Source organism: Eoetvoesiella sp., from assembly GCF_035555955.1.
Classification (GTDB): domain Bacteria; phylum Pseudomonadota; class Gammaproteobacteria; order Burkholderiales; family Burkholderiaceae_B; genus Eoetvoesia.
On the sequence record NZ_DATMGA010000039.1, the window covers coordinates 62,061 to 88,307 of the forward strand.

Consider the following 26,247-nt stretch of genomic DNA (forward strand, 5'->3'; position numbering starts at 1 on the left):
AAGTCATTCAGTAATGATGGAAGGATTGGATTTCGCGACTTGCATAAAGGGGTGGGCCGGCTGCGAGGAATGCCGCGAGTCCTGGTCGGCCGAGACGTAGCGGCTCATGCGCTGCAACTGCTCGGAAAAAGCACTGGCCCCGCGCGAGCCGGCAGCGGCGTGATCCTGGCCCTGACTCTGTCCCTGCCCATCCGCCTGGTGCGCGCCGGAATGCTGCGCATCCCTGTCGTGGCCGGGATGCGCCAGCCACTGCAGGAACTTGCTGCCGGCGAAAATGCCGTGGTTGGACAGCAGATTGTCGGCCGACAGCGAAGTACGCCCGTCGCGGCCCAGCGCCCTGCCCTGCAGGATCAAGCGCTCGTGTTCGGCCTGCCCGACCGCGTGCCTGACGTAGATCGTCTCGTCCTGGCCCAGGCCTCGCGTCCAGGAACTGAGCTCGGCCTCGATCGGCAGCACCAGATCCAGGTTCACGCCCTCGGCGGCGAGGTCATCGACGTCGCGCTGATTCTGCGAGGCCTGCACCGCCACCTCCACGTACACAATGGGGTGCATGGGCATGCTCAGATTGGTGACGCGGTTCTCGTGGTAGGCATCTTCCCAGATGTGCGGCGCATCGGTCACCAGCTCGCTGAACTGTGCCATGGATCGCTGCGAGGCATCGATGATGGGCCTGAAGTCGGGCGTCGCCGGCGGCTGCGGCAGAGCCCGCACGATGCCGGTAACCGTGATGCTGAGCGTCGTGTAGGATGTGCCGCCATTGCCGTCGCTGATGGCATAGGTGAACACATCGGTCGCGGTTTCACCAGCCTTCAAAGCCTTGGAAGCAGGCTGGTCGGCCGAGTAGCTGTAGCTGCCGTCCGCGTTCAAAACCAGCGTGCCGTGCGTGCCCACCAGCGGAGAGCCGACATGGCCCGTACCCACCCCAGCCACGTCGCCGGCCGTGCCGGTAACCACGCCGATCACGGTTATGGGATCGCCATCGACGTCGACGTCCTTGCCCGCGCCCGTGACCGAACCGCTGACCACACCCACGCCGGGACCGGCCGTCAGCGTGCTGTCGGCATCGACAGCGCCGGTATCCGGATGTGCCTCGGGCGGAGGATTGGCGACGGTAAAGGTGAAGGTTTGCGTAACCGAACCGCCATTGCCGTCGTCCGCCGTAACGGTGATGTGATATACGCCATCCTTGCCCGGCCCGCCCTGGCTGGCATCATGCGTCAACGTGCCGGCGATCTCGCCGGTGTTCTTGTCGATGGACAGTCCGGGAGGCAGATTGGTGGCGGTGTAGGTAAGTGTGTCGCTGGAGTCGACGTCGGTGAAGCCGCCCGCCGTCGGCACCTTCACCACGGTGCTGTCGTCCTGGTGGACATTGGGCAGCGTGCCGACGGTCACCGGCGCATCGTTCGCACCCCTGATGGTGATGGTAAGCGTGGAAACGCTGGTGTCGCCATCACCGTCCGTAATGGTGTAGCTGAACGTTTCGGTCAATGTCTTGCCGACACTCAAGGCGTTGACGGCTGGATTGGCGTCATCCACAACGTAGCTATAGCTGCCGTCGGCATTCAGCGTCAGGTTGCCGTACGCGCCATCCAGCGAGCCGCCCACCGTGCCCGCCGTTGCGCCATGGGCCACGCCCGTGACGGGGCCGGGCGAGGCCGCGCCGTCCGCGCCGATGCGGTCATTGGTAAAGACGTTGCCCGTGGCCGCCACACCACTGTCCTCGGTCACCGAGTTGGAGTCATCGCGGGCCGTGGGCACATCGTCGACGATATTGATCGTCAACGTGCCCGAGCTAGTACTGGCACCGGCATCGGTAATGCCCAGCGCAATCGTCTCCGTATTGCTATCGTCGCCCGGAGTGTTTTGTACGTGGGTCAGTGTGTAGCTGTAGGTCAACGTGCCTTCGGTAGGCACGCCGCCGACTGTTGCGGTGACGTCGAAGCCGGTCAGGGTAATCTCGCCCTGGGGCGTCGTGACGGTGACGAACGTGGCTGGGTCTGCGGGATCCAGGCCGCGCAAATCGGCAAGGCTGATCGTGGTGCCGCCCACGTCGATGCTGACCAGGCCGTCGGGCACATCGACCGCAATGGTGCCGGTGTTGGTCTGGCTATCGTCGTGGTCGGCCAGCCCCGCTTCACGCACCGTGACATGGCCGTCGGCAGTGCCGTTGCCGTCATCGGGTGTAATCGTCGGCGCCCCATCCGTGTGCCCGTTGATCGTGATCGTCAGCGTCGTCGTGGATTGGTCTCCGTCGCCGTCGGTCAGCGTATACGTGTACGTCTCCGTCAGCGTCTCGCCATCCTTCAAGGCATTGACAGTGGTGTTGGCATTGTCCAGCGTATAGCTGTAGCTGCCGTCCGCATGCAGGACCAGCGTGCCATAGTCTCCGGCCAGCGCTGTGGTGTCGGAACCGACCGCATTCACCCCGCCGTCGGCCACGTGAGTCGCACCACCCGTCAGGGCTCCGGCCTGCGCTCCCGTCACCGTCGCACCGTCCGCGCCTAGCGTGTCCGTGCCCGCCAGCGGGCTGCCCGTTCCACTGATCACGTTGCCCGTGACCGTCGCGGTTCCGTCTTCCGTCACCGAATTCACATCGGCCACCGCCGTGGGCGCATCGTCCACGATCTTGATGTTCAGCGTGCGGCTTGCATCCGTACCCGTGCCGACATCCCCGTCACGGTCCTTGGCCTGGATCAGGAAGCTGTCCATCGTATCCGTACTATCGACCGACGGCGCCGTGATCAGCGTGTACGTGTAGTTCACCGTGATCGTGCCGTCCGCCGCCTGGCTGTAGCCATTCAATACCAGCGTGCCGTACTGCGTCGTGATCGTCTTCGCGGTCGTCGACAGCCCTTCCAGATCGGACTGGCGCAGCGTCAGCGTCTGCGCGCCCGTCCCATCGGTATACCCGATGGTCACCGCCTGCGTGCCGTCCACGCCATCCAGCGCCTTGATCGTGAAGCTGGACACCACCGCCAGATCATCCGCGTTCGGCGCCGAGCCATCGCTCAGGCCTCGCTCGAACACCACCTGGTCGGTCTTGTCGCCCGTCACGGGTGTGGTCGGATGATTATCCGGCACCGTCACCGTCACGCCGTCGTCCGCACCGTTGATCGTGATCGTCAGCGTCGTCGTGGACTGATCCCCGTCGCCATCCGTGATCGTGTAGGTGTACGTCTCGGTCAGGTGCTCGCTCGCAGTCAGGTGCTGAACATCCAGGTTGCTGTTGTCCAGCGTGTAGCTGTAGCTGCCGTCCGCGTGCAGGACCAGCGTGCCGTAGTCTCCGGCCAGCGCTGTGGTGTCGGAACCGACCGCGTTCACCCCGCCATCGGCCACGTGAGTCGCACCGCCCGTCAGGGCCCCGAACTGCGCTCCCGTCACCGTCGCACCGTCCGCGCCCAGCGTGTCCGTGCCCGCCAGCGGACTGCCCGTGCCGCTGATCACGTTACCCGTGATCGGCGTGCCCGCGTCCTCCGTCACCGAATTCACATCGGCGACCGCCGTGGGCGCATCGTCCACGATGCGGATCGTCAACGTGCTTGTCGCCTGTGCGCCCGGACTCGTCGTCTTGTCCGTCACCACCAGCGCGAAGCTGTCGGTCGTCTCGCTCGGGCCATCCGAGCTCGTGCCGGTCTGCGCGTCGGTCAGCGTGTATGTATAGCTCAGCGTGCCGCTGGTTGGCGCATTCGCGTCGCCGCCCGAAGTGAAGCCCGTCAGCGTCAACGTGCCCTTGTCGGTCGAGGTAATGACGATGGGATGCGCGCCCAGGTCGTTGAGCTGCGCCACCGTGACAACCGTCGTCCCCACTGTGATGCTCTGTAAGCCGTCCGGCGCGGTCAGGTCTATGGTGCCGTCGGCGCTCTTGGACTGTCCTCCCGGGCCGTCCGTGGTCAGGCCCGACTCGTACACCGTCGCCTCGCCCGTGTCCGTGCTGTTGCCGTCGGCTGGCGTCACCGTCGGCGCCCCATCGGTCTGGCCGTGGATCGTGATCGTCAGCGTAGTGCTGCTGCTGTCGCCGTCGGCGTCCTGGATCGTATAGGTGAAGACTTCCGTCAGGTGCTCACCGTCCTTCAAGGCATTGACCGCCGGGTTCGCATTGTCCAGGCTGTAGCTGTAGCTGCCATCGGCGTTCAGCGTCAACTGGCCGTAACTGCCGCTCACGCCTGTGCCGGCCACACCTGTGCCATCGGTCAGATCAGCGCCTGTATCGCCCTTGGCCACGCCCACCACCGTCGTCGCATCCGCACCCAGCGTATCCGCGCCGGCTCCCGTCGTGATTACATTGCCGCTGGCCGTCGGCGCGCCCGGATCGGTCGAGGTACCCTCAGTTACCGTATTCGTGTCCGCATGCGCTACCGGCACAGTGTCCAATACGTAAATATTCAGATTGCTGCTGCTTGTCTGATTCGCGTAGTCGGTAACCTTGATTTCAAAACTGTCCGAAATGTTGTCATTGGCCGCATTGTGGTTATGAGCTGTATCGGCTTCGGTGTATTTATAGGTAATGACGCCGGTGGCCGCATCGTAATTCGTGACCACCAGGGTGCCGTTGCCCGTAGTATCAATCTCTACCGGCGTCAACGACGTCGCACCGGAAATATCCACACCACCCACAGTCACCGTCTTGACGCCCGCCGTGGCGGTAATCGTCGCCGTACCGGTTACGATGTCTCCCGTCTTTTCGGTGACACTGTTCTGTCCACCGCTGGCTGCGCCGTCCACATCCGCAATTGCGATCCCGAGTGTATCGTCCTTGCCAGTCACGGTAATCGTCAGCGTCGCCGTGTCGGTACCGCCCAAACCATCGGACACGGTATAGGTTATGGAGGTTGTCGCGGACTGGCCGTCCTTCAAGGGCTGAAAGTCCTTGCCCGGATCGAAGGTATAGGTCCCATCCGCCTTCAGAGTGAAGGTACCCCCATTAGATCCCGTAATAGCCGTACCAACATTACCCACCAAGCCGTTGACTTCGCTCACGACGAGAGAAGTGTTGGGGGTATCGACATCGGTGTCGTTGGGCAGGACGCCGTCCGCCCTGTCGCTAACCGTGATGGACGTATCCTCGTCGGTGCTGTTAGTGTCGTCGACAGCTACCGGCGCGTCATTGGTACCCGTAACCGTAATCGTGATGTCCTGCTCTGAGTAAGCGCCATGTTCGTCAGTCACACGCGCCGTAAAGGTATCGGTGACGGAATCGCCAGCCTTGAGGGCCTGCGTGGCGGCTCGGCTGTTGTCCAGCGTGTAAGTCCATTTTCCGGTCGCCGCATCGATGACCAAATCACCGTAGGTGCCCGTCCTGGTGGCGGGAGTGCTGTCGGTATCGATCGACCAGGTTGCGCCGGCTCCGGTATCCACATCATTGGAAGCCAGAGTGCCCGTAGCCGTATCTACATCCGCTACAGCATCTCCGTTGCTGTCGATGCCCGCCTCGGTGACGGAGCCTTCCGCCTGCGCAGCGTCCGAAGTGATGGTGGGACGGTCATTGGTACCCGTGATGGTGATCGTCAGGGTGGCGGCACTGGCGCTCTCCAGGCCCTTGTCGTCCACGACGTAGTAGGTGAACGTATCCTGAGCCGTCTGCCCTTGATACAAGGCTTGGGTAGCGGTTTTGGTATTGTCCAGCGTGTAGGTGTAGGAGCCGTCCTGGTTGATGGTGATTTTGCCGTAGGTGGTGTCGATTTCCATGCCCACGTTGGCGGACGAGCCGTTGACCTGGGAAACCTTCAGGCTCTCTGTCGGCGGCAAATCCACATCCACATCGTTGGTCAGCACATTGCCGGTGGCGCTGCCGGTGCCGGATTCGGCAACGTTGCCGCCATCCTTAACGCCCGACTCCTTGACGGAACCGGCGTCGTCGGCCGGCTGGGGTGCGTCGTTCGTCGCAGTAATGGCGATCTGCCCGGTAATGGCATTGCTGTCCAGCCCCGTCGTCGTACTGCCGTCCGGATTGGCGCCAGCCGTCTTGCCGCTGCCCTGGTCGTTGCGACCGTCGTTGACGACCACACTGAAATTGCGTTCGGTGCGATCACCGTTGACGGTCGGGTTGTCGCTGCTGCTGCGGTAGCTCAAGGCGTTAAGCACGGCATTGACTTGCGCAACAGTCGTCGTAGCGCTGAAGTTGATTGTCAGATCCTTGGCCTGGCCATTGGACGTCGCATCGAGCGTAGCGCCATTGGCTGCCAGAATGGAGGGATCCACGAACAGGATATCGCCTGTAACGTAGCCATCCGTGAATTTGACCGTAACGCTGCCGGCGCCGAAGATGCTGCTGTCCAGGATATCGGCGTTGGCCGCATCATGGGTGGATCCTAAATCCAGATCGGAAATGGACGCGCCGTCCAGCAACCGGGTAGCCGGCACCGACTCGCCCGTACTGGTATCGCCATTCTCCGTCACCGCTATGACCGTGGAGGTGCCCGGGTCGGCCGAGTTCACATTGCCGCCCAATACGGGCGCGTCGTTGCGCGGCGCCACATAGGTGGTCAACACCCCCTTGTCGGACCATGTGGACTCGTTGCCCGAGACGTCGTTGGCCAGATCCAGACTGACACCGGCGGCGTGCGTCTGAGCGGAATCCGCCACCCGGACGTCGAGGCTGGGAGGCGTGCCGGTATAGTTCGCAGACGGCACGAACCGCAGCATGTCGCTGGCTTCCAGCACCACCGCACTGCTGTCGCTGACCGTGCCCACGGCCTGCCAGGATGTTCCGCCATCGGTGCTGTATTCCCAGACGCCCTCCGTGGACGAGTTGGCGGTGTTGCCCACGATCGCCACGCCGCCCAGGGACGTGGAAGCATCAGTGCCGCCGGCAATACCCGCGCCGCCGGCGCCCTGATTATCGGTCGTGTCGCTGTATTGCCCGCCGAACAGGTCGGATACCGTTGCGCCATCGGGGCCTGTGGTGTCTTCGGCCACTGAACCGAGCGCGCTCGAGCCGGTCAGGACAGGACTGTCGTTGAGATTATTGACGGCAATGTCCAGCGTGATCGGGTCAGAGCCGTAGACACTCTTACCGCCCCGCGCACTACCCCCGGACAGATTGACCACCGTATTCGAAACGGGATCGGCCGTCGTGCTGTCGTTATTCGAGCCCGTATCGGTTTCCACCAAGTTCACCGTCAATGTGCTCGGCGTACCGTGAAAATCGTTTGCCGCAACGAAGCGCAGCTGAACATTCTTGTTCAGCACCAGCGCGTTGCTCGCGGTACGGGAACCCACGTCAGTCCAGGTCGTTCCATTGGTCGAATACTGCCAGACACCCTGGGCGGCATTGGGGCTATACCCCACGATGGCAACGCCCCAGAAACCGTCGCCGCTCGTCCCCGCGCCGACATTGGAACCGTCTCCCAGGGCCGAATTATCGACCACATCGCGCGCGTCGCTGAAGTGGCTTGCAAACAATGCGGCGACTGTCGAAGACACCGACGTATTTCCTTCGTCCACCGAACCGAAGTCGACAGCGCTTCCGCCGGTCACGACCGGCGCATCATTGACCGGAGCAACCGTAACCGTATAAACGCGGGTCGTGACCAGCACGTTGCTGGAGCCGTCCGCATAATCGAAATCACCGGGGTTTGCATCGGGGTTGTTCGTATCGCCCGGCAAGGAAGCAGGGCGGCCGCCGCTGTTGCCGCCATCGTTGACCACCAGGGTTACCTCGAACGAACCGTTCCAATCCGTACGTTCGGCCGTTCCCGCGACATCCGGCAACTGCACCGTCATGGAATTGACGTGCGCGTTGATCTCGGCCAGGGTGCCTGTGATGGTGACACTGGTGGAAGTACTGCTGTCGATAACCGCCCCACTGCCTTGCGACGCGAATGTGAAGCCCGCCGGCAGGCTGATGGTCACGGTCAAATCGCCGTCCAGCGCGTCCGAATCCGTAATGACGATTCCGCTGAGCGCGTACGTGCCGCTGCCCTCGTTCACGGAAGGATCCGTTACCTTGATCTCGGCTGGGTCGTTGACATCGGTTGGAAACAGATCGCGCGTCGCGGAGCTTACGTTGTCTCCCAAACCGCCCGGAATGGCCTGATAGGGATCAATGGCAGTGGTCGGAACAGCCTGGGTGCCCCCGGCAGGGTTATCGTTTTCTCCACCATTGGCGCTGGTACCGACCAGATCGCCGCTAGCATCGCGCACACGGTCGTCGGCAATGATCTCCAGGCGGTAAGTAGCGTCCTTATTAGCCAGGGCGCCGTTAATAGACACCGTCAATTTGGCGAGGAATTCATTCACGTCATTCAACGTTCCGCGAATGACCAGCGCCTTGCCAGCGCCGTTATAGGTCGCATCTTTTATGGCGCCCGAACCTGCCTCGTTGGAATCCAGCACAACCCCGGCATAGTCGCCCGAAGCCACAGGTTCCCAACTACCATCTGCCTGCTGCAGCAGGCGCACCGTCACCTGGATGAAATCCGTTTCACCTGTTGCCGGAGTACCGCCATCACCATCACCGCCGATATCCTTGTCGGACACCGAAATACCGTGTATTTCCACGGCATCCGTTCCATTCACGACCACGATGTCCGATCCCGCGTCAACGGTTGGAGCATCGTTGACCGGTTTGATGGTCAACGCAACGGTAATATCCGGCGGATTGTTCGGCTGGCTGCCACTCCCGGTGTCATCGCCTATAGCCGAACCGGCATCGTCGAATTTAACCGTCAATGTCACGTCGCCATCGGTGCCCGCGCCATTGTAGTCATGGTTTCCATCTGTTGGGCTTTGGTACTTCAAGCCATTGGTCGGATCGTTCAGAAGGTCCTGGATGGCCTGGGCCGTACCTGTAAGCGTTATCGTGCCCGTTCCGCTGCCGCTGCCTACGACTCCGGCGCCGCTGCCTATGATCAGGGTGCCGTTGGGTACGCTGAGGGTAACCTTGACCGTCGTGCCGAATGCCGCCGACTCCGCGTCGGACACGACGAAATCACCGCCGATGAAAGTAGCCTGATCCTCGACGACGTCCTTGGTTGCCGGGCCGGTGAAAACGGCTGGGTCATTGACCACCGATGCCCAGATAATCACCGACTGCGCGCCGATATTGGGATCGTTGGCCGCGACGGCTTCGGAGTACCAATCATGCTCGGTCGCCGGTATCACCGTCGGTTCCCCGGGACCAGGCGACGCTTGGTTCAGGGGGCCGCCGTTGGCCTCGGGCTGAACCCCCGAAGTGCCGGAGTCGGTATCGATCAAGTCGCCCGAGGCCAGATCGCGCACGCGGTCGTCGGCAATCACCTGCACCTGATAGATGGCATCGTGATCATTGCCGAAGGTAACGGTCAAACCCTCCAGCGCGTCATTGATCTGCTGCTGTGTGCCGCGCAAGGTCAGGAAATCGTGATTTCCGCCATGGTCTGTGTCTACCGTGGCGCCGCTTGCGCTGTCATAGCCGATGATAACGTCGCTATATTCGCCATAGTCAAATGCATCGCCGTTCTTATCCAGCAAGCGCACCGTGACTTGCACGAAATCGGTCTCGACGCCGGTAAGCACACTGTCCAGGTCGACGTCGTGGATGCTGAATCCGGGCACTGGATTGTGCTCGGACGATGTGCTGTCGATAATGACGGGGCCGGCGGGGCCAGTGACGACAGGGGCATCATTGGTGGGTTTGACATAAATCCAGAACTGGTTGCCCGCCTGCTCTTTGTCACCGTCGGCTACGGTAAACGTGAAACTGTCATCGGGCGAGTTCGGGTAGCCTGCGCTGGCGGGCTCGGTGCCGTCGTTGATGTAGTAGATGTGCCCCTCGTTGACATCCTTCTGCGAGAACGATGCGCCTACCCCGATAGTGGTGAAATTTATTCCATCGGTCGAATAGGCCAGGCGGCCACTGGCGGGCGCCGCCGTAACACGGTACTGAACCTGCTCGGACGTGGAGTCGGGGTCATAGGCCAGCAGCATGTCCGAAGTAATCTGCTTGAAGCCGCCTTCCTCGACCACGGTCAACGGCTCATTGACCGATCCCTTGTCAGGATCGCCGTCAGGGCCTATTGCATTGGGCGAAGTACCCGAAGGATCGCCTTGCGTCGGATCCTTGGCGATCTGCGGGCTGTCGTTTACCGCCGTGATGGTGATTCCGACCGTGCCGTCGGCGCTGTGCACGCCGCGATTGTCGACGGCATAGACCTTGAAGCTGTCGCTGCTGCTCTCGCTGCTGTCGTGGATGTAGCGCAGGCCGGTCGTGCCGGCGCTGGAGGTCAACAGGCTGGCGTCCAGCAGAAGGCTGTTCAGATCCGCCGACGTGATGGCCGTCCAGACGCCGTCCTTCAAATATTCCAGCGTGCCGTGCTGGGGCAGCGCGGCGATGCTGAACTGCAGGGGGTCGCTGCCGCCGGCGCCATTGTTGATCGCGAAATTCAGGTCGGCGCCATCGACCGGAAGGGTTCCGTTGAACGTGCCGTCTTCATAAGTGGAGCCACTATCGGCGTCATCGGGATCGGAAAACGACAGCATGTCGGTGGTCACGGCCACCGTGCCGCCTTCGGCGATGACCGTGTCGGACGAGCCGTGGGCGTCGGGCGCATCATTGACGGGGGTGACGTAGAACGTGAAATTGATGTCGTTGGTGGACAGCGCCGCGTCGCTCTGCGCGCCCCCGGCCGCCACCCGCAAGGTGACGGTGGATTCGAAATGCTCGCTGCCGTCGTGCTGATAGGTAATGCGGCCGTTATTCAGATCGTCTTGCGTGAAGGTGCTGTAGACGCTCATGGCTACGCCGTTCTTCAGCAACTGCCCGCTCCAGCCGCTGGCGAACCCCTCGACGGTGTACACCACCTGTGTGGGCGGTATGCCGTCGACGGTGTAATTCAGCATGATGGGGTTGGAGCCGCCGCTGCCGTCGTCGCCCCACAGGGTGATGCTGCCGCCCTCGATCAATGTTCCGATGGGAACACCGCCCGGGTTCGGGTCATCGCCGGCGTGTTCGGTCGTAACCGTCGTGCTCGGCGCCGGCGTCGAAGAATGATCGGGGTTCGCCGGACCGGTATAGTCGGGCGTCTCGCTTTGCACCAGATTCACGTTGAAGGCGAAGGTGGTCAGCGCCGCATCGGCCCCCGCAGCGTCATAAACCCCGCCAGGGCGGGTATAGCTGGTGCCGTCGGCGTTCCAGTGCAGGGCAAGCGCATTGTCCTGCACCTGGAAAAGGAAGGTGTCCGTCGGGCTTGCATCGGTACGCAAAGCGGTTTGCAGATACTGCACACGGCCGGCGCGCACATCGGCCATGGTGAAGGTGGCGCCCGCTTGCAGAACGCCGTCGTTCAACAGCAACAGCCCGGACCCCGGCACCTGGGTGACGACGAAGGTGAGCTGCGCGTCGGTGGAGTCGACGTCTTGCGCCTGCAGCATGTCTGGTGTCAGGGTGACGCGATAGTCGTCGGCGGTGCCCGCCGAATGATCGGCGCCATTGGCATCGACCGTGGCTTCCCGGGTGCTGGCGTTCACAAAAGTGGGGTCGTCGTCGACGGGGCGCACCGTGATGTTGACGGTGCCATCGACAGACTTGACGGCGGAAGCGCCGGCGCCGCCGCCACCGTCGGTAACGCGTATGCCGAAGCTGTCGTTGGGAGGAAGGCCGGCCACGTCGATGCCGTCGTTGGCGTAGGTAAGGCCGCTGCGAGCGGCATAATCGATGACGAAACCGCTGTCGATATCGGCCTGGGTAAGATCGCGATCGATGGTCTGGGTCGTGCCGCCTATGGTTGCCTGGCCCGTGTAATGCAAGGTGCCATGCGTGGTAAGCGCGGTAATGGTGACTTGCAGCACGGCGTCGCCCGGGTCGCCGCCGCCATTGGCATCGATGAAATCACCCACCACTGACAGCGGGCTGCCGCCGTCCTGCGCATTGCGGGGCTGGCCTTCGAACACGGAGCCGCTGCTGCCCGCAATGACCGGCGCCTGGTTCACGGGCGTGACGTTCAGGGTAACGGTCTTGGTCGCCGAATCTGCCTGGGGCGTTGCACCGTCGTTGACCGACACGGTGAAGGCGTCCGCCGTATTCTGATCAGCCCCGGAGGCCGTATGCACGTACACCAGCTTGTTGCCCAGGACATCGGCCTGGGTAAAAATGGAGCCCACCCCCAGGCGCGCGCCATTCAAGGTCAGATACCCATAGTCGGGCGCATCCGTCAGGCGGTAGACAATTTGCGAGGCGTTTTGCGTGCCCTTGCTGACTTCGGGATCGATGATATGCAGCGCCGCGCTGTCGGAGGAGGCTCCGGTAAGGCCGGTGATCGTGGTGCCGCCGACTTCACTGACGTCTTGCTGTCCGTCCCCCGCGCCCGTGCTGAAAACCGTCGGGTCGTTAGAGGGAGTTACCGTAAGCTGTATGGTCTTGGCGCTGGAGACGCTGGTATCCGCATCGGTAACCGTCACGGTAAGGCCGGTTGTGGCGGCGGTATTTCCCAGCTCGGTATCCGCCGCCGAGAACTTCAATTGGTTCACCCAGACAGTGGCGTCGGCGGCGGTTCCGGTAAATGTGTAGCCGTTGCCCAGGGCGGTGCCATGGCCGCCGACGTCGGACAATGTCCCCGCAGCGGTATTGGACAGCGTCACCTGTACGGTGACCTGATCGGTCTGGCCGGTGCCGACGCTGTTGTCGGCAATCGCCCACCCCGTCAAGGTCAGTTGGGAGTCGGCCGCACCATTCTGGTTCAGCACGCTGGGCTCCACCACCGTGGAATCCTTCATGGTGCCGGTAACCGAGGGCGCCTCCAGCAAGCCGGCAAACGCAGTGGCTTGCAACACGGTGGCGTCGATTTGCCCGAACTGGTATTCCAGCACCCAGTCACCGCCTTGGTCGGCGGCGCCGGTGGCGTCGGTGGACGCCGCCACGTCGGCGCCCGTGGCCTGGGCCAGCGCCTGCACGAACTGCGCTCCCGCAGCGCCCTCGCCGATGTCGCAGCCGTACAGCAGAATGTCGCCATCGGCGGTCAGGTGTTCGCCTATGGTGGCAAGCTGCGTGGAATAGCCCTGCAAGGAAGTCAGGTCAATGCTGCGTCCGCCGATCTGCAGGCTGCCGTCGGCGCCGTGCGACACGATGTGTATGGCGTCGACCTTGCCGTCGTGGCTCATGGCCTCGGCGATCTGGTCGATGGGGTCGCGCGCCGGATCCAGCAGTACGACCTGCACATTGGGTCGCACTTGGGCCACGATGTTCTGCCAGCCCTGCACGGTGGTGTCGACGAACAGCAACTCGGTGGTTTTCGCTTCCCCGTGCGGCTGGGCATCGCGGCCCGGCTCGGCGATGGTGCGCGCCGGCGCCTGGTCCGTGCTTCCCTCGTGATCGGCATGGGTGACGTGTTGTTGCTGGCCGGCAACTTTGTCGGCGACCACGGCGGCGGCTCCGTCGTACAGGGTACGGGGCTCCAGGGCCAGCAGCGTGCGGCGCGGCGCAAATATCTGCGCCGGCTGGCTGGAAGAATTCGAACGGGTACGGGGAAAGCGGATGAGCGTCATCTGTGTTCTGCCTGCGCGACGGTCAACACGCGCGGGCACGTGCGCGAAACGCGCGCGTGCGGAATGCGCCTGCACCGGGAAATCATTGCGGGAGGATTGCGTAGTCTTTTGTAAAAATTACGATGGAATGTAGCGCCCGCGGATGAAACTGAATTTTTCGCAAGTGACAAATAGTTTTGATGAAGCGCCGAAATCTTCGAATTGATGGTCAAGAATTGTCAATATGCAAAATAGGTCATGGTATTCAGACCCATGTTCTGCTAAAGCTCTGCCCTCGATCGCCCGGCAGCCCAAAGGCAGTGGCGTTACAAGTTACAAATGAGAAGAATGCAATTGTCAGCAATTGCAAAGAGAATCCGAAAGGTACGTCAACTGTCGTGAATGGTCGAAGTGAATCCGCCCGGAGCGTCCCCGCGACGATAGTCGGATGGAGACACTCCGGTATGCTCGCGGAACGCCGTAGAGAAATTGGCTGCACTGGTAAAGCCAACCTCTTCGGATATGGCGACCATGCTCAGCGAGGTTTCAGTCAGCAGACGCTGAGCCGTCCGCATCCGCTGGTTCCGTAAATACTGGAACACCGTCATGTTCAAGCATCGCCGGAATGCCCGGGAAAGGCGTTTTTCGCTTACGCCCAGCCGCTCCGCCAGTTCGTCCAGGCGCGGGGTTTGAGATAAATTGGCCAGCAACTGGCTTTGGGCGGCCCGCACCAGCACCTCTTCCTCGTTAAGATGTTCGGCCGACAAGCAAGCATCGTCGAGAAGATCTTTGGCCGTCAGGCCCAGGTGTATGCGAATCCGCGCTATGACTTCTTCGGACTCGAAGGGTTTAAGTATGTAATCGACGCCGCCATCACGCAGTCCGATCAGGCGCTCGCTGAGGTCGTCGGCGGCGCTGAGGAACACAACGGGAATCCCGGCGGTAGCAGGATTGGCCTTGAGCCTGCGGCACAGGGCGAACCCATCCAGGCGCGGCATGCGCACGTCCAGCAGGATGAGGTCGGGCTGGCTGGCGAGCGCCCTGTCGTACCCTTGCAGGCCGTCAAAGGCCACGCTCAGCCGGAAATCCGAGCTGCGCAGCGTTTCGATGAGCAAACGCAACTGATCCGGATTGTCTTCGACGATGAGAATGTGCGGCGACGGTGACACAGCTTCAGAAAAAAACATTCAACCAGCAAAAGTCCTGTCCAGGGTTGCGCAAAAACGCTTACCACAGCCAAAGTGGCTTAGGTGAAGAAGGTAGAAAGCATGCGTGAAAATATGTTATCGATCGATACGATCTCATAATATACCAAGTGCTTTTTCTTACTACAAGATAAAACAAGCCAACCACAAAACGCAAAACGCACATTCTCCAACACTGACCGATAAAGCAGTTGCCTGGCGCCAGACACAGCCACCCTGACCTTTCCCAAACGGACAAAGCATTTTGCTGAAGCGGACTTACGGTTTTTCAAGCTTATTCGTAGGTACCATTGGCTCCCCTGCTTCGCTCGCGAACCAGCCGTAGCGCTTCCGTCGCTGAACCCAGCTTCAGAAAGAGATGCTCCTCCGATTACTTTGTCTACTTGTTGCACTCTGGGCAACCACGGCGCACGCCGAAGCTGTAAATGTCCCGGATCGGATCGACTGGTCGGCCTCCGTTGATAAAGCGGCAAGCGTGTTCGAAGACCCATCGGGACGCCTCACAATCCAGCAAGTCGCCGCATTGCCTTCAGGGCCCGGCGGGTTCGTGCCCGCCGGCACTCAGCAGCCAGGCCTGACTCGTTCGGCCATCTGGCTACGGCTGGATCTGGCCAACACGAGCCCTTCGCCACGGTCTCTCCGACTGGTACTGGGGCCCCATGGTTTCTTGCACCAAAGCGCCTATATGGAGGACGGGGATCACTGGACGTCTCTGGATGCGGGAAGCGCCGCAACCCCTCTCCAGGTTTCGCGTCAGCCATCGGCCAGGTTCGTTCTGCAGCCCCATAGCCATGCACGCATTTTCGTCAGAATGCAAAGCCCGGCGCTCATGCAGATCAATCCGACGCTTTACACCGACTACGCTTACCAGCAGTCGGAAAGCCATAGTATCTTGTGGAGCGGCCTTTTCTTCGGCGGCCTGCTGGCCTTCGGCTGGGGCGCGCTGATTATCGCCCTGCTGGCCAGGAATCTTTCGTTCTCGTTGTTGGGCATAGAGTGCCTGCTCGTCCTGCTGCACGAAGCCTCGCAGCAAGGCTATGCAAAAATCCACCTCTGGCCGCAAAACCCCGCCTGGGACTTGATAAGCAGTTTTTTCTTCGGCCATATTGCATTTACTGTGCTCATCCTGTTTGCGCTGCACGTCGCCAAGGCCGAACGGCTGATCCTGCCCAAGCGCCCGTTGCTGGCCATGGCATGCATGGAGATGCTGCTGGCGTTCGGGGTGTTCTTCGTCGACCTGTACATACTGAACAAAATCGCGGTATATACACTACCGCTAACCGCCGCCACCATCATGGTCGGCGCCATCTATCTGATCAGGCAAAAGGCCCCCAGCCGCAAACTCATCCTGCTGCAAACCGTCTTCACCTTCCTGGTATTCGTGCTGCATGCGCTTGAAAGCCTGGCCCATCCGCATTTCTTCCATATCACCGAAAGCATCGACCCGGTAGTGTGCAGTTCCGTCCTGTCGCTGGCGGGATTGCTCATCAACCTGGCGATCGTCGCGGTATGGATCCACCATATCGCCAGGCAGCGCAGAGTGGCTACCGACAAGCTCCTCGCCTGGCAGGAACAAGAACAGCAAAAGCTGCAGGAGGAAGTCGCCAGGCAAACCGCGGCCTTGCACCAGGCCGTTGAATACGCTGACCAGAGAAACCGCCAGAAAACTGAAATCCTGGGCTACATCGGACACGACCTGCGCACTCCGCTGGCAACCATCAGCGGGTATGTGAAATTGCTTAAAGGCAGCAACCGAGCCTACGATGCGTCGTATGTCCTGGCCATAGAACGCAGCATCAATTATCAGATGACCCTGATCGACGAACTGCTCAACTATGCAAAGACCGAACTGCATCCACCCACGCTCTCGCCCGCGCCGGTCTATACGCGCACGCTGCTGGACGACATCGCCTACCATGCCCAAGGCCTGGCCCTGCTCAACAACAATCAGGTCCAGTTCAATATATCCTGCGCCTTGCCCGAACTGATCCTGCTGGACGGCCGCCGCCTGCAACAGGTTTTGTTCAATCTTTTGGGCAATGCCGCCAAGTTCACCAAGGATGGCTTTATTTGCCTGGACATCCAGGCCGCCCAGACAGGCGTCGACTGGCATGTCCGGTTCGCCGTCATCGACTCCGGCGTCGGCATTGCCGCGGATGAACAGGCAACGGTTTTCAAGCCTTTCCAGCAACTGCACCCTCAAGACGAGGGCATGGGCCTGGGCCTGTTCATTTCGCGGAACATCGTGCGAGGCATGGGCAGCGACCTGCATCTTTACAGCACGCCCGAGCACGGCAGCATATTCAGCTTCCATTTGAATATCCGGAGCTTGAACGACAAAATCGTCGTCTGGAATCCGCCCGACCCGCTTCCATCGCGTGAGCACGCCGCCGTTCAAGAGCAAGGCGAGCAAACCAGCGCACGCAGCACCCCTTCACCGGAGCTGCCCGAACAAGACCGGATGGCGCTGGCGCTCATGGCCCGCAGCGGCCACATTACCGATATCGAGAATTGGCTCGAGAAAATGTCCGGACTATACCCGTCCTACGCCAATCTGTTCGACAAGATCAAGGCGGCGCTATATGCATTGGATCTGGAAAAAGTGGAAAGCCTGGCGTTCGAGCAAGACTGAGCCGACCTCATCTGCGAAACGCCAACCTGCCAAGCGCCGTTGAACACACAAGACAGCGGAGCCCCCGGTTGGTCAGGCCGCCTCCCCGTCCGCCCGCCACACGCAGGGCTTGCCCACGGCTTTATCAAGATCGTCCAGGTATTGTTCGTGGGCCTGGGCCTCGTCGGGCGACGCCGCGACCACGCGCAACCGCGAAACATCGAAAGCTTCCAGGCTCGAACCCTGGCTGACGTTCGAAACCGGGTCGTCGAAATCCATGATCAGGGCGTCCTGCCCGCGCGTCATGGCCAGCCACACCTCGGCCAGCAGCTCCGAGTCGAGCAAAGCGCCGTGCAAGGTACGGTGCGCGTTGGAGATGCCGTAGCGCTCGCACAAGGCATCCAGCGAGTTGCGCTTGCCGGGGTGCAGTTCACGGGCGAACAGCAGCGAGTCGGTGATCTTGCCGCACAAGGAGCCGAACAGCGGCTTGCCGGCGCGAGCGAGTTCCGCATCCAGGAATTTTTTGTCGAATGCCGCGTTGTGGATGATGACTTCCGCGCCCTGCACGTATTCGATGATTTCGTCGGCCACCTCCGGGAAGCGAGGATGGCCCGCCAGGAAATCGGTGGTCAGGCCATGAACAGCCAGCGCCTCGGGGTCGCTGTCGCGATCGGGGTTCAGATACAAATGCAGGTGCCTGCCCGTCAGCGTGCGATTGATCATTTCAACGCAGGCCACTTCGACAATACGGTGTCCTTGGGAGGGGTCCAGGCCCGTGGTTTCGGTATCGAGAATAATTTGACGCATGTAATTCCTGTAAAGCGGCGGCAACCTGGAACGGAGCGCCGCCGATAAACGCGGTGGTGGCCTCATTCGGCCCGCCGACACAGCCAAAAGATGCCAAATGGAGCCTCCGGCTACTCCAGCGACTTGGGTCTGCCCTTGCCTGCAATCAAAGTATAAGCCACCGGCACCACGAACAGGGTAAGCAGGGTGCCGAAGCTCAAGCCACCCACCAGCACCCAGCCTATCTGCTGGCGCGACTCGGCCCCGGCGCCCGCGGCAAAAGCCAGCGGCAACGTGCCCAGCACCATGGCTCCCGTCGTCATGAGAATGGGCCGCAAGCGCAATACGCAGGCTTGAACCACGGCCTCCCGCATTTCCCGACCCTCGGACCGAAGCTGCGTGGCGAACTCAACAATGAGGATGCCGTGCTTGGTGATAAGGCCCACCAGGGTGATCAGGCCGATCTGGCTGTAAATGGACAAGGTGCCGCCCGACAGCCACAGCGCCAGCAAGGCGCCGGTCATGGACAAAGGCACGGAAAGCATGATGATGAGCGGATTGCGCCAGCTTTCGAACTGGGCAGCCAGGACCAGGTAGATAAAGGCCAGCGCCATGACGAAGACCAGGTAGATGCCGCCCGATGAGTCGCGGAACTCGCGCGACTGGCCGTCCAGGTCGGTTTGCACCGTGTGCGGCAACACCTCGCGCGCCACGGTTTCCATATGCTGCAGCACTTCGCCCAGGGCATAGCCCGGCGCCACCGAGGCCTTGACCTTCACCGCCCGCAGGCGGTTGAAGTGGTTCAGCGACTGCGGTGAAACGCTTTCCTCCACGGCCAGGAAATTGGACAGCTGCACCATGGCGCCGTTGCGGGTACGCACGTAGATATCGTTGATGTCGGCCGGATCGGAGCGGTCCCGCTTCTTGACCTGGACGATGACGTCGTACTGTTCGCCGCTGTCGCGAAACCGCGTTACCTGGCGGCCGCCCAGCATGGACTCGAGCGTGCGTCCCACCGTTCCCACATCCACGCCCACGTCGGCCAGCTTGTCGCGGTTTACCGCCACCTTCAGCTCGGGCGTATTGAGGCGCAGGTCGGTGTCCACATTCTGCAGGCCCGGGTAATCGCGCAGCTTGTCCAGAAACCGGTTGACCAGTTTGTCGATTTCCGGGTAGGAAGACTGGCTCATGATGACGAACTCGATGGGCTTGGAGGTGGAGCGCTGGCCCAGCGAGGGCGGATTCGTCGGGAAGGCCCGCACGCCCGGCAGGGCGGAGAATTTGGACTGCAGTTCGCGGGCAATGCTTTGCTGCGAGCGGTCGCGCTGGTCCCAGGGCTTGAGACGCAGAATGGCAAAGCCCTCGGTCACGGTGGGAAAACCCACGATGGACTGGTTGCCCATGGCTTCGGGGATTTGCGCGTAGTAGCCTTCGATGGTCTTGACGCTGCGCACGGTGTAGTCCAGCGTTGCGCCGTCGGGCGCGCTGACCACCCCGAACACCACACCCCGGTCTTCCAGCGGAGCAAGCTCGCTTTTTACTATCTTGAACAGCACGACGCTGCCCAGCGCCACCGCCAGCCCCACGCCCAGCACCAGCGCGCGCCGGCCCAGCGCCCACAGCAAGGCTTTTTGGTACGCCCGCGTCATGCTTTCCAGCATGTTCTCAATATAGGTGTACAGGCGGCCATGCCCGGACTGGTGCCGCAGCATGGTGGAACACATCATGGGGGTAAGTGTCAGGGCGATGAAGCCCGACACCAGCACCGTCGCCGCCAGCGTCAGGGCGAACTCGATGAACAGCCGGCCCGTGCGGCCTGTCGCAAAAGCCAGCGGTGCGTACACGGCCACCAGGGTCAATGTCATGGCGATCACCGCAAAGCCGATTTCCCTGGCCCCCAGGAAGGCCGCCTCGAGCCGCGTCTTGCCCTCTTCCAGATGGCGAAAAATGTTTTCCAGCACGACGATGGCATCGTCCACCACCAAGCCGATGGCCAGCACCATGGCCAAAAGGGTAAGCGTGTTGACCGAGAACCCGAAGAAATACATGATGCCGAACGCGCCGATCAGCGATACGGGAATCGTGACGATGGGAATCAGGCTGGCGCGCATATTGCGCAGAAAAAAGAAGATCACCAGCACCACCAACACAATGGCTTCGCCAATGGTGTGATACACCGACTTGATCGACTCCAGGATGAAGATCGAGCTGTCGTAGGCAACGCTGAGCTTCATGCCCGGCGGCAGCGTCTCGTTGATAAGTTCCGTTTCGGCGGCCACCGCCTTGGAAAGATCCAGCGGATTGGCGGTGGACTGCTTGGTAATGCCTATGTTCAGGCCTTCGTGTCCGTTGAAGCGCGACAGCACGCGCTCTTCGGCGGGGTCTATCCGCACGTCGGCCACGTCGCCCAGGCGCACCGAATAATTCTTCACGTTCGCCACGATGACGTTGCGGAACTGCTCGATGGTTTGCAGGTCGGTGGACGACACCACCGAGAACTCGCGGTCGGAAGACTCGATGCGGCCGGCCGGGATCAGCACGTTCTGCTGCCCAAGCGCGGTTTCCACATCCTGCACCGTCAGGCTGTAGGCGGCCAGTTTGCCCCTGTCCACATAGATGCGCATGGAAGGCTGGCGCTCGCCGTAGATGCGCACCTCCGCCGCGCCCGGCAGCACCGACAGGCGGGTCTTGACGTAGCGATTGATGTAGTCGGAAAGCTCCAGCGTGCTGAGGTTGCCGGGCTCGACCGCCATGAAGATGACCGGGGTGGAATCGGCCTCGACCTTGCTGATGATGGGTTCATCGATTTCATCCGGCAGGTAGCGCCGCGCCCGCGACACCTTGTCGCGCACGTCGGCCGCCGCGGCATCCGGGTCGCGCGACAGATTGAACTTGATGGTAATGGAACTGCGTTCGGTGCGGCTGCCCGAGGTCATGACATCCACGCCCTCGATGCCGGCCAGTTGGTCTTCCAGAGGCTTGGTGACCTGCGATTCGACCACCTCGGGCGAGGCCCCCTTGTAGGTGGTGATTACCGACACCACCGGCTCGTCGATGGCTGGGTACTCGCGCACCGTCAGCCTCTGGTACGAAATAAGCCCCACCAGCACAATGAGCAGGGACAGCACCGAGGCGAACACCGGGCGCTTGATGCAGACTTCGGAAAGTATCATGGAAGCGATCCCGGCTCAGGAACCGGCCGCCGCGGCGGCCGGCGCAACGCGCACCGCCGCGCCGTCGCTGATTTTCTGCACGCCCGCCACCACCACCTGGTCGCCTTCGGCCAGGCCTTCCAGCACCTCGACCTTGCCGTCGCGGCGCAGTCCGATTCGCACCTGCCTGCGCTCGACCCGGCCCTGATCGACCCGATACACATAGCGGGCTTCTTCCGACGGCACCAGCGCCGCCTCGGGAACGACCAGCGCCTTGTCGTCGGCAAATTGCAATTGCACCCGGGCGAACAAGCCCGGACGCAAGGCATCGTCGGCGTTGGGCACATCGGCCCTCAGCAAAATGGAACGCCCGCCCACGTCGACCAGAGGGTTGATGGCGCCGACCTTGCCCTCGCGCTCGACACCCGGCATGGCGTCGAAGCGCAGCGTCAGCTTCTGGCCCGTCTGGATCTGGCCCAGATAATGCTCGGGAATCCGGAAATCGACCTGCAGGGGGTCGATGGACTCAATGGGCACCAGGTCGGCGCCGGGACTTACATAGTCGCCCACCGATACCTGCCGCAAGCCGATCAGGCCGTCGAACGGCGCCACGATGACGGTCTTGCCGAGTTGCGCGCTGGCCAGCGCCACCGCCGCCTGCTGCACCTTGAGCTGGCTGGCGGCCTCGTCGCGCGCCTGCTTGCTGATGAACCCCTGGGCGCTGAGCTCTTGCGCCCGCCGGTGCTGGCTGGCAGCCAGGTTCAGATTGGCTTGCGCCTGCTGCAGCTGCGCCGTGGCAACGCTATCGTCCAGACGCACCAACACTTGGCCCTTGGCAACCCTGCCGCCTTCCTTGAAATTGATTTCGTCGATGCGGCCGGTAATTTCGGGGCGCAACACGACGGAGTTTTGCGAGCGCAGCGTGCCCACAGCCGAAACGCCGCGAGGCAGCGATACGGATTCGACCCTGGCAACCTCGACAGTGGCGGCCGAATGCGCCGCCTGGCCGCCGGCGGCCGGCGCGGCCTTGGCCGCAGCCGGAGCCTGGCCCGCCTTGCCCCCCTGCAATACGCGCACACCCGCCGAGCCCAACACCACGCCCAGCACCAAGACTCCCGCAAGTCCCGCTGCATTTATTTTCATGAAATCAATAGCTTGTTATGGGTTTATTTATAGTGGAAAAAACCTGTTATGTTTCGCCCGCGCAAAACGCAACAAGCCATTTCCATCAAGCGTAGATAGTAGCGTATGTCGGGGGATTTTTGCCGCCGGGCCGCCCCAAGGCAAAAGGCACCCCCGCGGGGGGCAGCAAGCGGGCGCTAGCCCGCGCAGCGTGGGGGCCATTTTTTGCCGCCGGGCCGCCCCAAGGCAAAAAAGCCCCCTCGGGGGGCAGCAAGCCGCACAGCGGCGCAGCGTGGGGGCTTTTTATGTCGGTCAGGTTTCGGAAGTCGCCTTGCGGCCTTGCGCCACTTCGACCCCCTGGTTGGCCAGCGCGTCGGCGCGCTCGTTGCCGGGATCGCCGGCATGCCCTTTTACCCACTGCCAGCTTAAATCGTGCTTTTCCACCAGTTCGTCCAGCATCTGCCACAGATCAGCGTTCTTCACCGGCTTTTTGTCCGCCGTGCGCCAGCCGCGCCGCTTCCAGTTGGCGATCCATTCGGTCATGCCCTTTTGCACGTACTGGGAATCGGTATGGATGACCACCGTGCAGCGGCGCTTCAAGGCGGCAAGCGCCTGGATGACCGCCATCAGCTCCATGCGGTTGTTCGTGGTATTGGGCTCGCCGCCGCACAGGGTTTTCTCGTGGGAGCCCTGCTTGAGCAGCGCCCCCCACCCCCCCCAGCCCGGATTGCCCTTGCAGGCGCCATCGGTCCAGATATCCACAACATGTTCACGACTCATTATTTTCCTTGCGGCTCCGCCCGCTTCCATTCCGCCGCCGGCCTGCCCCGCGGCGCGCTGTTTAACTTAACTTGACTTGCGCGTTGCCGCGGCCCGCCGCCCCGGCGGACGGCCTGGCTGGCCCGCCTGCCTAGATACCCGAATGCCTGCCGGTGACCACCGTACGCCTTCTGACGTGCTTCTTTACATGCTTCCATTCGGGGCCCACCAGCCGTATGCACGCCACGCGCTTGATGGCCGACACCACATAGACCGAGCCGCATATGGGCCACCAGCGGTCGCCCGCCGGCTCCATGAACGCCCAACGCTGCAGCCACTTCTCGGTCTCGCAGGGAGGGGCATAGCAGCCGAAGTGCCCCCGGTCGACCTCGAACGACAGTAGTTTGAACCAGTCTTTCAGGCGGCCCAGGGAAACCTGCAGGTGGGCGGGAATGGGCATGATGGGATCCAGGCCCGGTATGCGCTCGTGCAGCCCCCACAGGCTCCAGGGATTGAAGCCCGAAATCACCACCCGGCCCTCGGGCACCAGGACCCGCTCGGCCTCGCGCAAAACCTGGTGCGGGCTATTGGAACACTCCAGAACATGGGGTAATATCAGCAAGTCGATGCTCTGGCCATCGAAGGGCAGGTTTTCCGGGTCGGCATAAAGCGCGACGCCGGGTTGCGCGCAACCCGCATCGCCATACGAATGAGTACGGCCCTTGTACGGAATCCTGTTTGCTTGCAGCAAGTCCCAGCCGGGCAGGCCAACCTGCATGGCATGGTACCCGAACGCATTGGCCACCATCCCGTTTATTTTTTCCTGTTCCCATTGCTTGACGTACTGGCCGGCGGGCGTGCTCAACCATTCGGCAAGTTCCACGATAAGCGGCTGGCCCAACGATTCAGACACATGAGCTCCTTGCAATATGGTTGGCAAACATGATTAACCCAGACTCTAGCCGCACCCAGCTTATCCCGGTTCCCGCTTTTTCCGACAACTATATATGGTTGCTGTGCAAAGGCGGGCATGCGGTGGTGGTCGACCCGGGGGCGTCCGAGCCCATCGAAAAGCTGCTCGGGCAATACCATTTAACCCTCGATGCCATTTTACTAACCCACCATCATCCCGACCACGTCGGCGGCGTCAAGGCCCTGAAGGCGCTGACCAACGCCAAGGTCTACGGCCCGCTGGGCGAAACCCTGCCGGTATGCGACGAAGGCCTCAAGGAAGACGACAATATCACACTTGAGAACCTCGGCCTAACCCTGTCCATCCTGGACATCCCTGGCCATACCGCCGGCCACATCGCCTATTTCGGCTACCTGGACACCGGCAAGCCCGTGGTGTTCTGTGGTGATACACTGTTTGCCGCAGGCTGCGGACGCCTTTTCGAAGGCACCCCCGCCCAAATGGTCAATTCCCTGGCAAAACTCAAAGTTTTGCCGCTGGAAACCCTGGTGTGCTGCGCGCACGAGTACACATTGGCCAATTTGCGCTGGGCGCTGCAGGTGGAACCCGGCAACACTGCTTTGCAGCAACGCTGGCAGACCGCGCAGCGGCAACGCTCCGAAGGTCTGCCGACCCTGCCGTCCACCATCGGCCTGGAGCTTGAAACCAACCCGTTTTGCCGCCCATTGCAACAAAGCGTTTCAGACGCGGCCGCCGCTTATGCGGGCGAGCCGCTGACCTCGGCTGTAGCCGTTTTTGCGAGCCTGCGCGAATGGAAGAACAATTTTTGACACCTAGCCAATGAACTGCCTACGACTCTTCATTCTGCTCATCGTGGCAGTCCTGGCCGGTTGCGCAAGCAACCAAACCAGCCAATACGCAAACAAAAAGGTCTATACCGCCGAGGAAACCTCGCGCACCATCGACCTCACCCACCCCCCCCGCGACATGTGGGACCGCATCCGCCGCGGCTTCGCCATCCCCAATCTGCATAGCGACCTGGCCGACCAATGGACGGAGTACTACGCTTCGCACCCCGAAGCCGTCTACCGCATGAGCCAGCGGGCCAGCAAGTACCTGTATTTCATCGTCGACGAACTCGAACGCCGGGGCATGCCTACCGAACTGGCCCTGCTTCCTTTCGTGGAAAGCGCCTACAACCCCACCGCCTATTCCAAATCCAACGCCTCGGGCCTGTGGCAGTTCATTCCCAGCACCGGCCTGCATTACAACCTGCAGCAGGACTCGTGGCGCGACCAGCGCCGCGACCCCATCGCCTCCACCCATGCCGCGCTGGACTACCTGAGCTATCTGTACGACTTCCAGGGCGACTGGTACCTGGCGCTGGCGTCCTACAACTGGGGCGAAGGCGCGGTCAAGCGCTCCCTCGACAAAAACGCCGATGCGGGGCTGCCCACCGATTACGCCTCCATCAGCATGCCCGATGAAACCCGCAACTACGTGCCCAAGCTGCAGGCCATAAAAAACATCGTCGCCAACCCCAAAAAATACGGCATCACCCTTCCCAGCGTCAGCAACACCCCCTATTTCACCACCATCAAAAGAACGCAATCCATCGACGTCGCCGTGGCCGCCCAACTGGCCGAAATGTCGGTGGAAGACTTCAAGGCGCTCAACGCCTCGTTCAACCGCCCCGTCATTCTGGGCGAACACGAACCCACGCTACTGCTGCCCACCGACCGGGCCGATATTTTCAAGGCCAACCTCGAGGCCTACCAGGGCAAGCTCAGCTCGTGGCAGGCCTACCATGCGAGGCAGGGCGAGTCGTACGCGGCCATTGCCAAAAAATACGGCATAAGCCTGGCAAGCCTTCGAAAAATCAATGGGCTAAGCAGCAAGAAAACGCGGGCGATCGCGCAAACCCTGCTGGTTCCCAAGCTGGAATCGGGCGGCGGCATCCAGCTGGCGTCCCTGGAATACCCCTCCAACGACTCCGGATCCGAAACCCGCAAGCCATCCATCAAGAAAGTATCGGTGCAGCGGCGAGGCAAGGACGTCGTCGTCGTAAAGCGCAAGGCCAATGTCCGCACTCATACCGTCCAATCGGGCGACACGCTGTACTCGCTGGCCAAGCGCTACCACACCTCGATCGACGAACTGCGCAAACTGAACAATCTTAAAAGCAACAGTCTGGCCCGGGGCAAGCAATTGCGCGTGCCGGGCACCAATATCCGCGGCTAGTCCCAAACCGGTCCGCAACAA

10 protein-coding genes are annotated in these 26,247 nt (G+C 61.8%); 3 read left to right on the forward strand and 7 right to left on the reverse strand.

Annotation, left to right across the window (positions count from 1 at the left end; all coding sequences use genetic code 11):
* Positions 1–3 precede the first annotated feature (3 nt).
* Together VNT00_RS10980 and VNT00_RS10985 are read right to left on the reverse strand one after the other, a co-directional pair.
* Positions 4–13,458 (reverse strand): VCBS domain-containing protein, encoded by a 13,455-nt coding sequence (locus tag VNT00_RS10980; RefSeq protein WP_325587383.1) that lies wholly within the window; start codon positions 13,456–13,458, stop codon positions 4–6.
* 368 nt (positions 13,459–13,826) lie between these two features.
* Positions 13,827–14,624 carry a helix-turn-helix domain-containing protein gene (locus tag VNT00_RS10985; protein WP_325587385.1) on the reverse strand — a complete coding sequence of 266 codons (798 nt, stop codon included), beginning with the start codon at positions 14,622–14,624 and terminating at the stop codon, positions 13,827–13,829.
* A gap of 376 nt (positions 14,625–15,000) precedes the next feature.
* Between VNT00_RS10985 and VNT00_RS10990 the strand changes: the two genes are divergently transcribed.
* Complete coding sequence (locus tag VNT00_RS10990) at positions 15,001–17,274, forward strand: sensor histidine kinase (protein WP_325587387.1); 2,274 nt, start codon at positions 15,001–15,003, stop codon at positions 17,272–17,274.
* A 72-nt stretch (positions 17,275–17,346) separates the two neighbouring features.
* On the opposite strand, the gene dnaQ is transcribed toward VNT00_RS10990, so the two are convergent.
* From dnaQ to VNT00_RS11015, 5 genes are all read right to left on the reverse strand, one after another.
* Entirely contained in the window at positions 17,347–18,060 is a 714-nt protein-coding gene (gene dnaQ, locus VNT00_RS10995) for a DNA polymerase III subunit epsilon (RefSeq protein WP_325587389.1), read from the reverse strand.
* Positions 18,061–18,170: 110 nt separating this feature from the next.
* Complete coding sequence (locus VNT00_RS11000; RefSeq protein ID WP_325587391.1) at positions 18,171–21,212, reverse strand: efflux RND transporter permease subunit; 3,042 nt, start codon at positions 21,210–21,212, stop codon at positions 18,171–18,173.
* A 15-nt stretch (positions 21,213–21,227) separates the two neighbouring features.
* The gene (locus VNT00_RS11005) at positions 21,228–22,334 is read right to left on the reverse strand and encodes an efflux RND transporter periplasmic adaptor subunit (protein WP_325587393.1); all 1,107 of its coding nucleotides are present in this window, start codon (positions 22,332–22,334) and stop codon (positions 21,228–21,230) included.
* Between the two features lie 291 nt (positions 22,335–22,625).
* On the reverse strand, positions 22,626–23,093 hold the full coding sequence (rnhA, locus tag VNT00_RS11010) for a ribonuclease HI (protein WP_325587395.1): 468 nt from the start codon (positions 23,091–23,093) through the stop codon (positions 22,626–22,628).
* 130 nt (positions 23,094–23,223) lie between these two features.
* On the reverse strand, positions 23,224–23,985 hold the full coding sequence (locus VNT00_RS11015; protein ID WP_325587397.1) for a class I SAM-dependent methyltransferase: 762 nt from the start codon (positions 23,983–23,985) through the stop codon (positions 23,224–23,226).
* Between the two features lie 29 nt (positions 23,986–24,014).
* Here VNT00_RS11015 and gloB point away from each other — a divergent pair, with 29 nt between their 5' ends.
* Together gloB and VNT00_RS11025 are read left to right on the forward strand one after the other, a co-directional pair.
* Positions 24,015–24,815, forward strand: coding sequence for a hydroxyacylglutathione hydrolase (gloB, locus tag VNT00_RS11020; protein WP_325587399.1), 801 nt, complete (start codon positions 24,015–24,017; stop codon positions 24,813–24,815).
* 10 nt (positions 24,816–24,825) lie between these two features.
* Positions 24,826–26,226, forward strand: coding sequence for a transglycosylase SLT domain-containing protein (locus VNT00_RS11025; RefSeq protein ID WP_325587401.1), 1,401 nt, complete (start codon positions 24,826–24,828; stop codon positions 26,224–26,226).
* Positions 26,227–26,247 lie beyond the last annotated feature (21 nt).

Bases quoted from the DNA above. Each gene is read 5' to 3' on its own strand.
- VNT00_RS10980 (WP_325587383.1), bottom strand. From the start codon at position 13,458: ATGACGCTCATCCGCTTTCCCCGTACCCGTTCGAATTCTTCCAGCCAG.
- VNT00_RS10985 (WP_325587385.1), bottom strand. From the start codon at position 14,624: ATGTTTTTTTCTGAAGCTGTGTCACCGTCGCCGCACATTCTCATCGTC.
- VNT00_RS10990 (WP_325587387.1), top strand. From the start codon at position 15,001: ATGCTCCTCCGATTACTTTGTCTACTTGTTGCACTCTGGGCAACCACG.
- dnaQ (WP_325587389.1), bottom strand. From the start codon at position 18,060: ATGCGTCAAATTATTCTCGATACCGAAACCACGGGCCTGGACCCCTCC.
- VNT00_RS11000 (WP_325587391.1), bottom strand. From the start codon at position 21,212: ATGATACTTTCCGAAGTCTGCATCAAGCGCCCGGTGTTCGCCTCGGTG.
- VNT00_RS11005 (WP_325587393.1), bottom strand. From the start codon at position 22,334: ATGAAAATAAATGCAGCGGGACTTGCGGGAGTCTTGGTGCTGGGCGTG.
- rnhA (WP_325587395.1), bottom strand. From the start codon at position 23,093: ATGAGTCGTGAACATGTTGTGGATATCTGGACCGATGGCGCCTGCAAG.
- gloB (WP_325587399.1), top strand. From the start codon at position 24,015: ATGATTAACCCAGACTCTAGCCGCACCCAGCTTATCCCGGTTCCCGCT.
- VNT00_RS11025 (WP_325587401.1), top strand. From the start codon at position 24,826: ATGAACTGCCTACGACTCTTCATTCTGCTCATCGTGGCAGTCCTGGCC.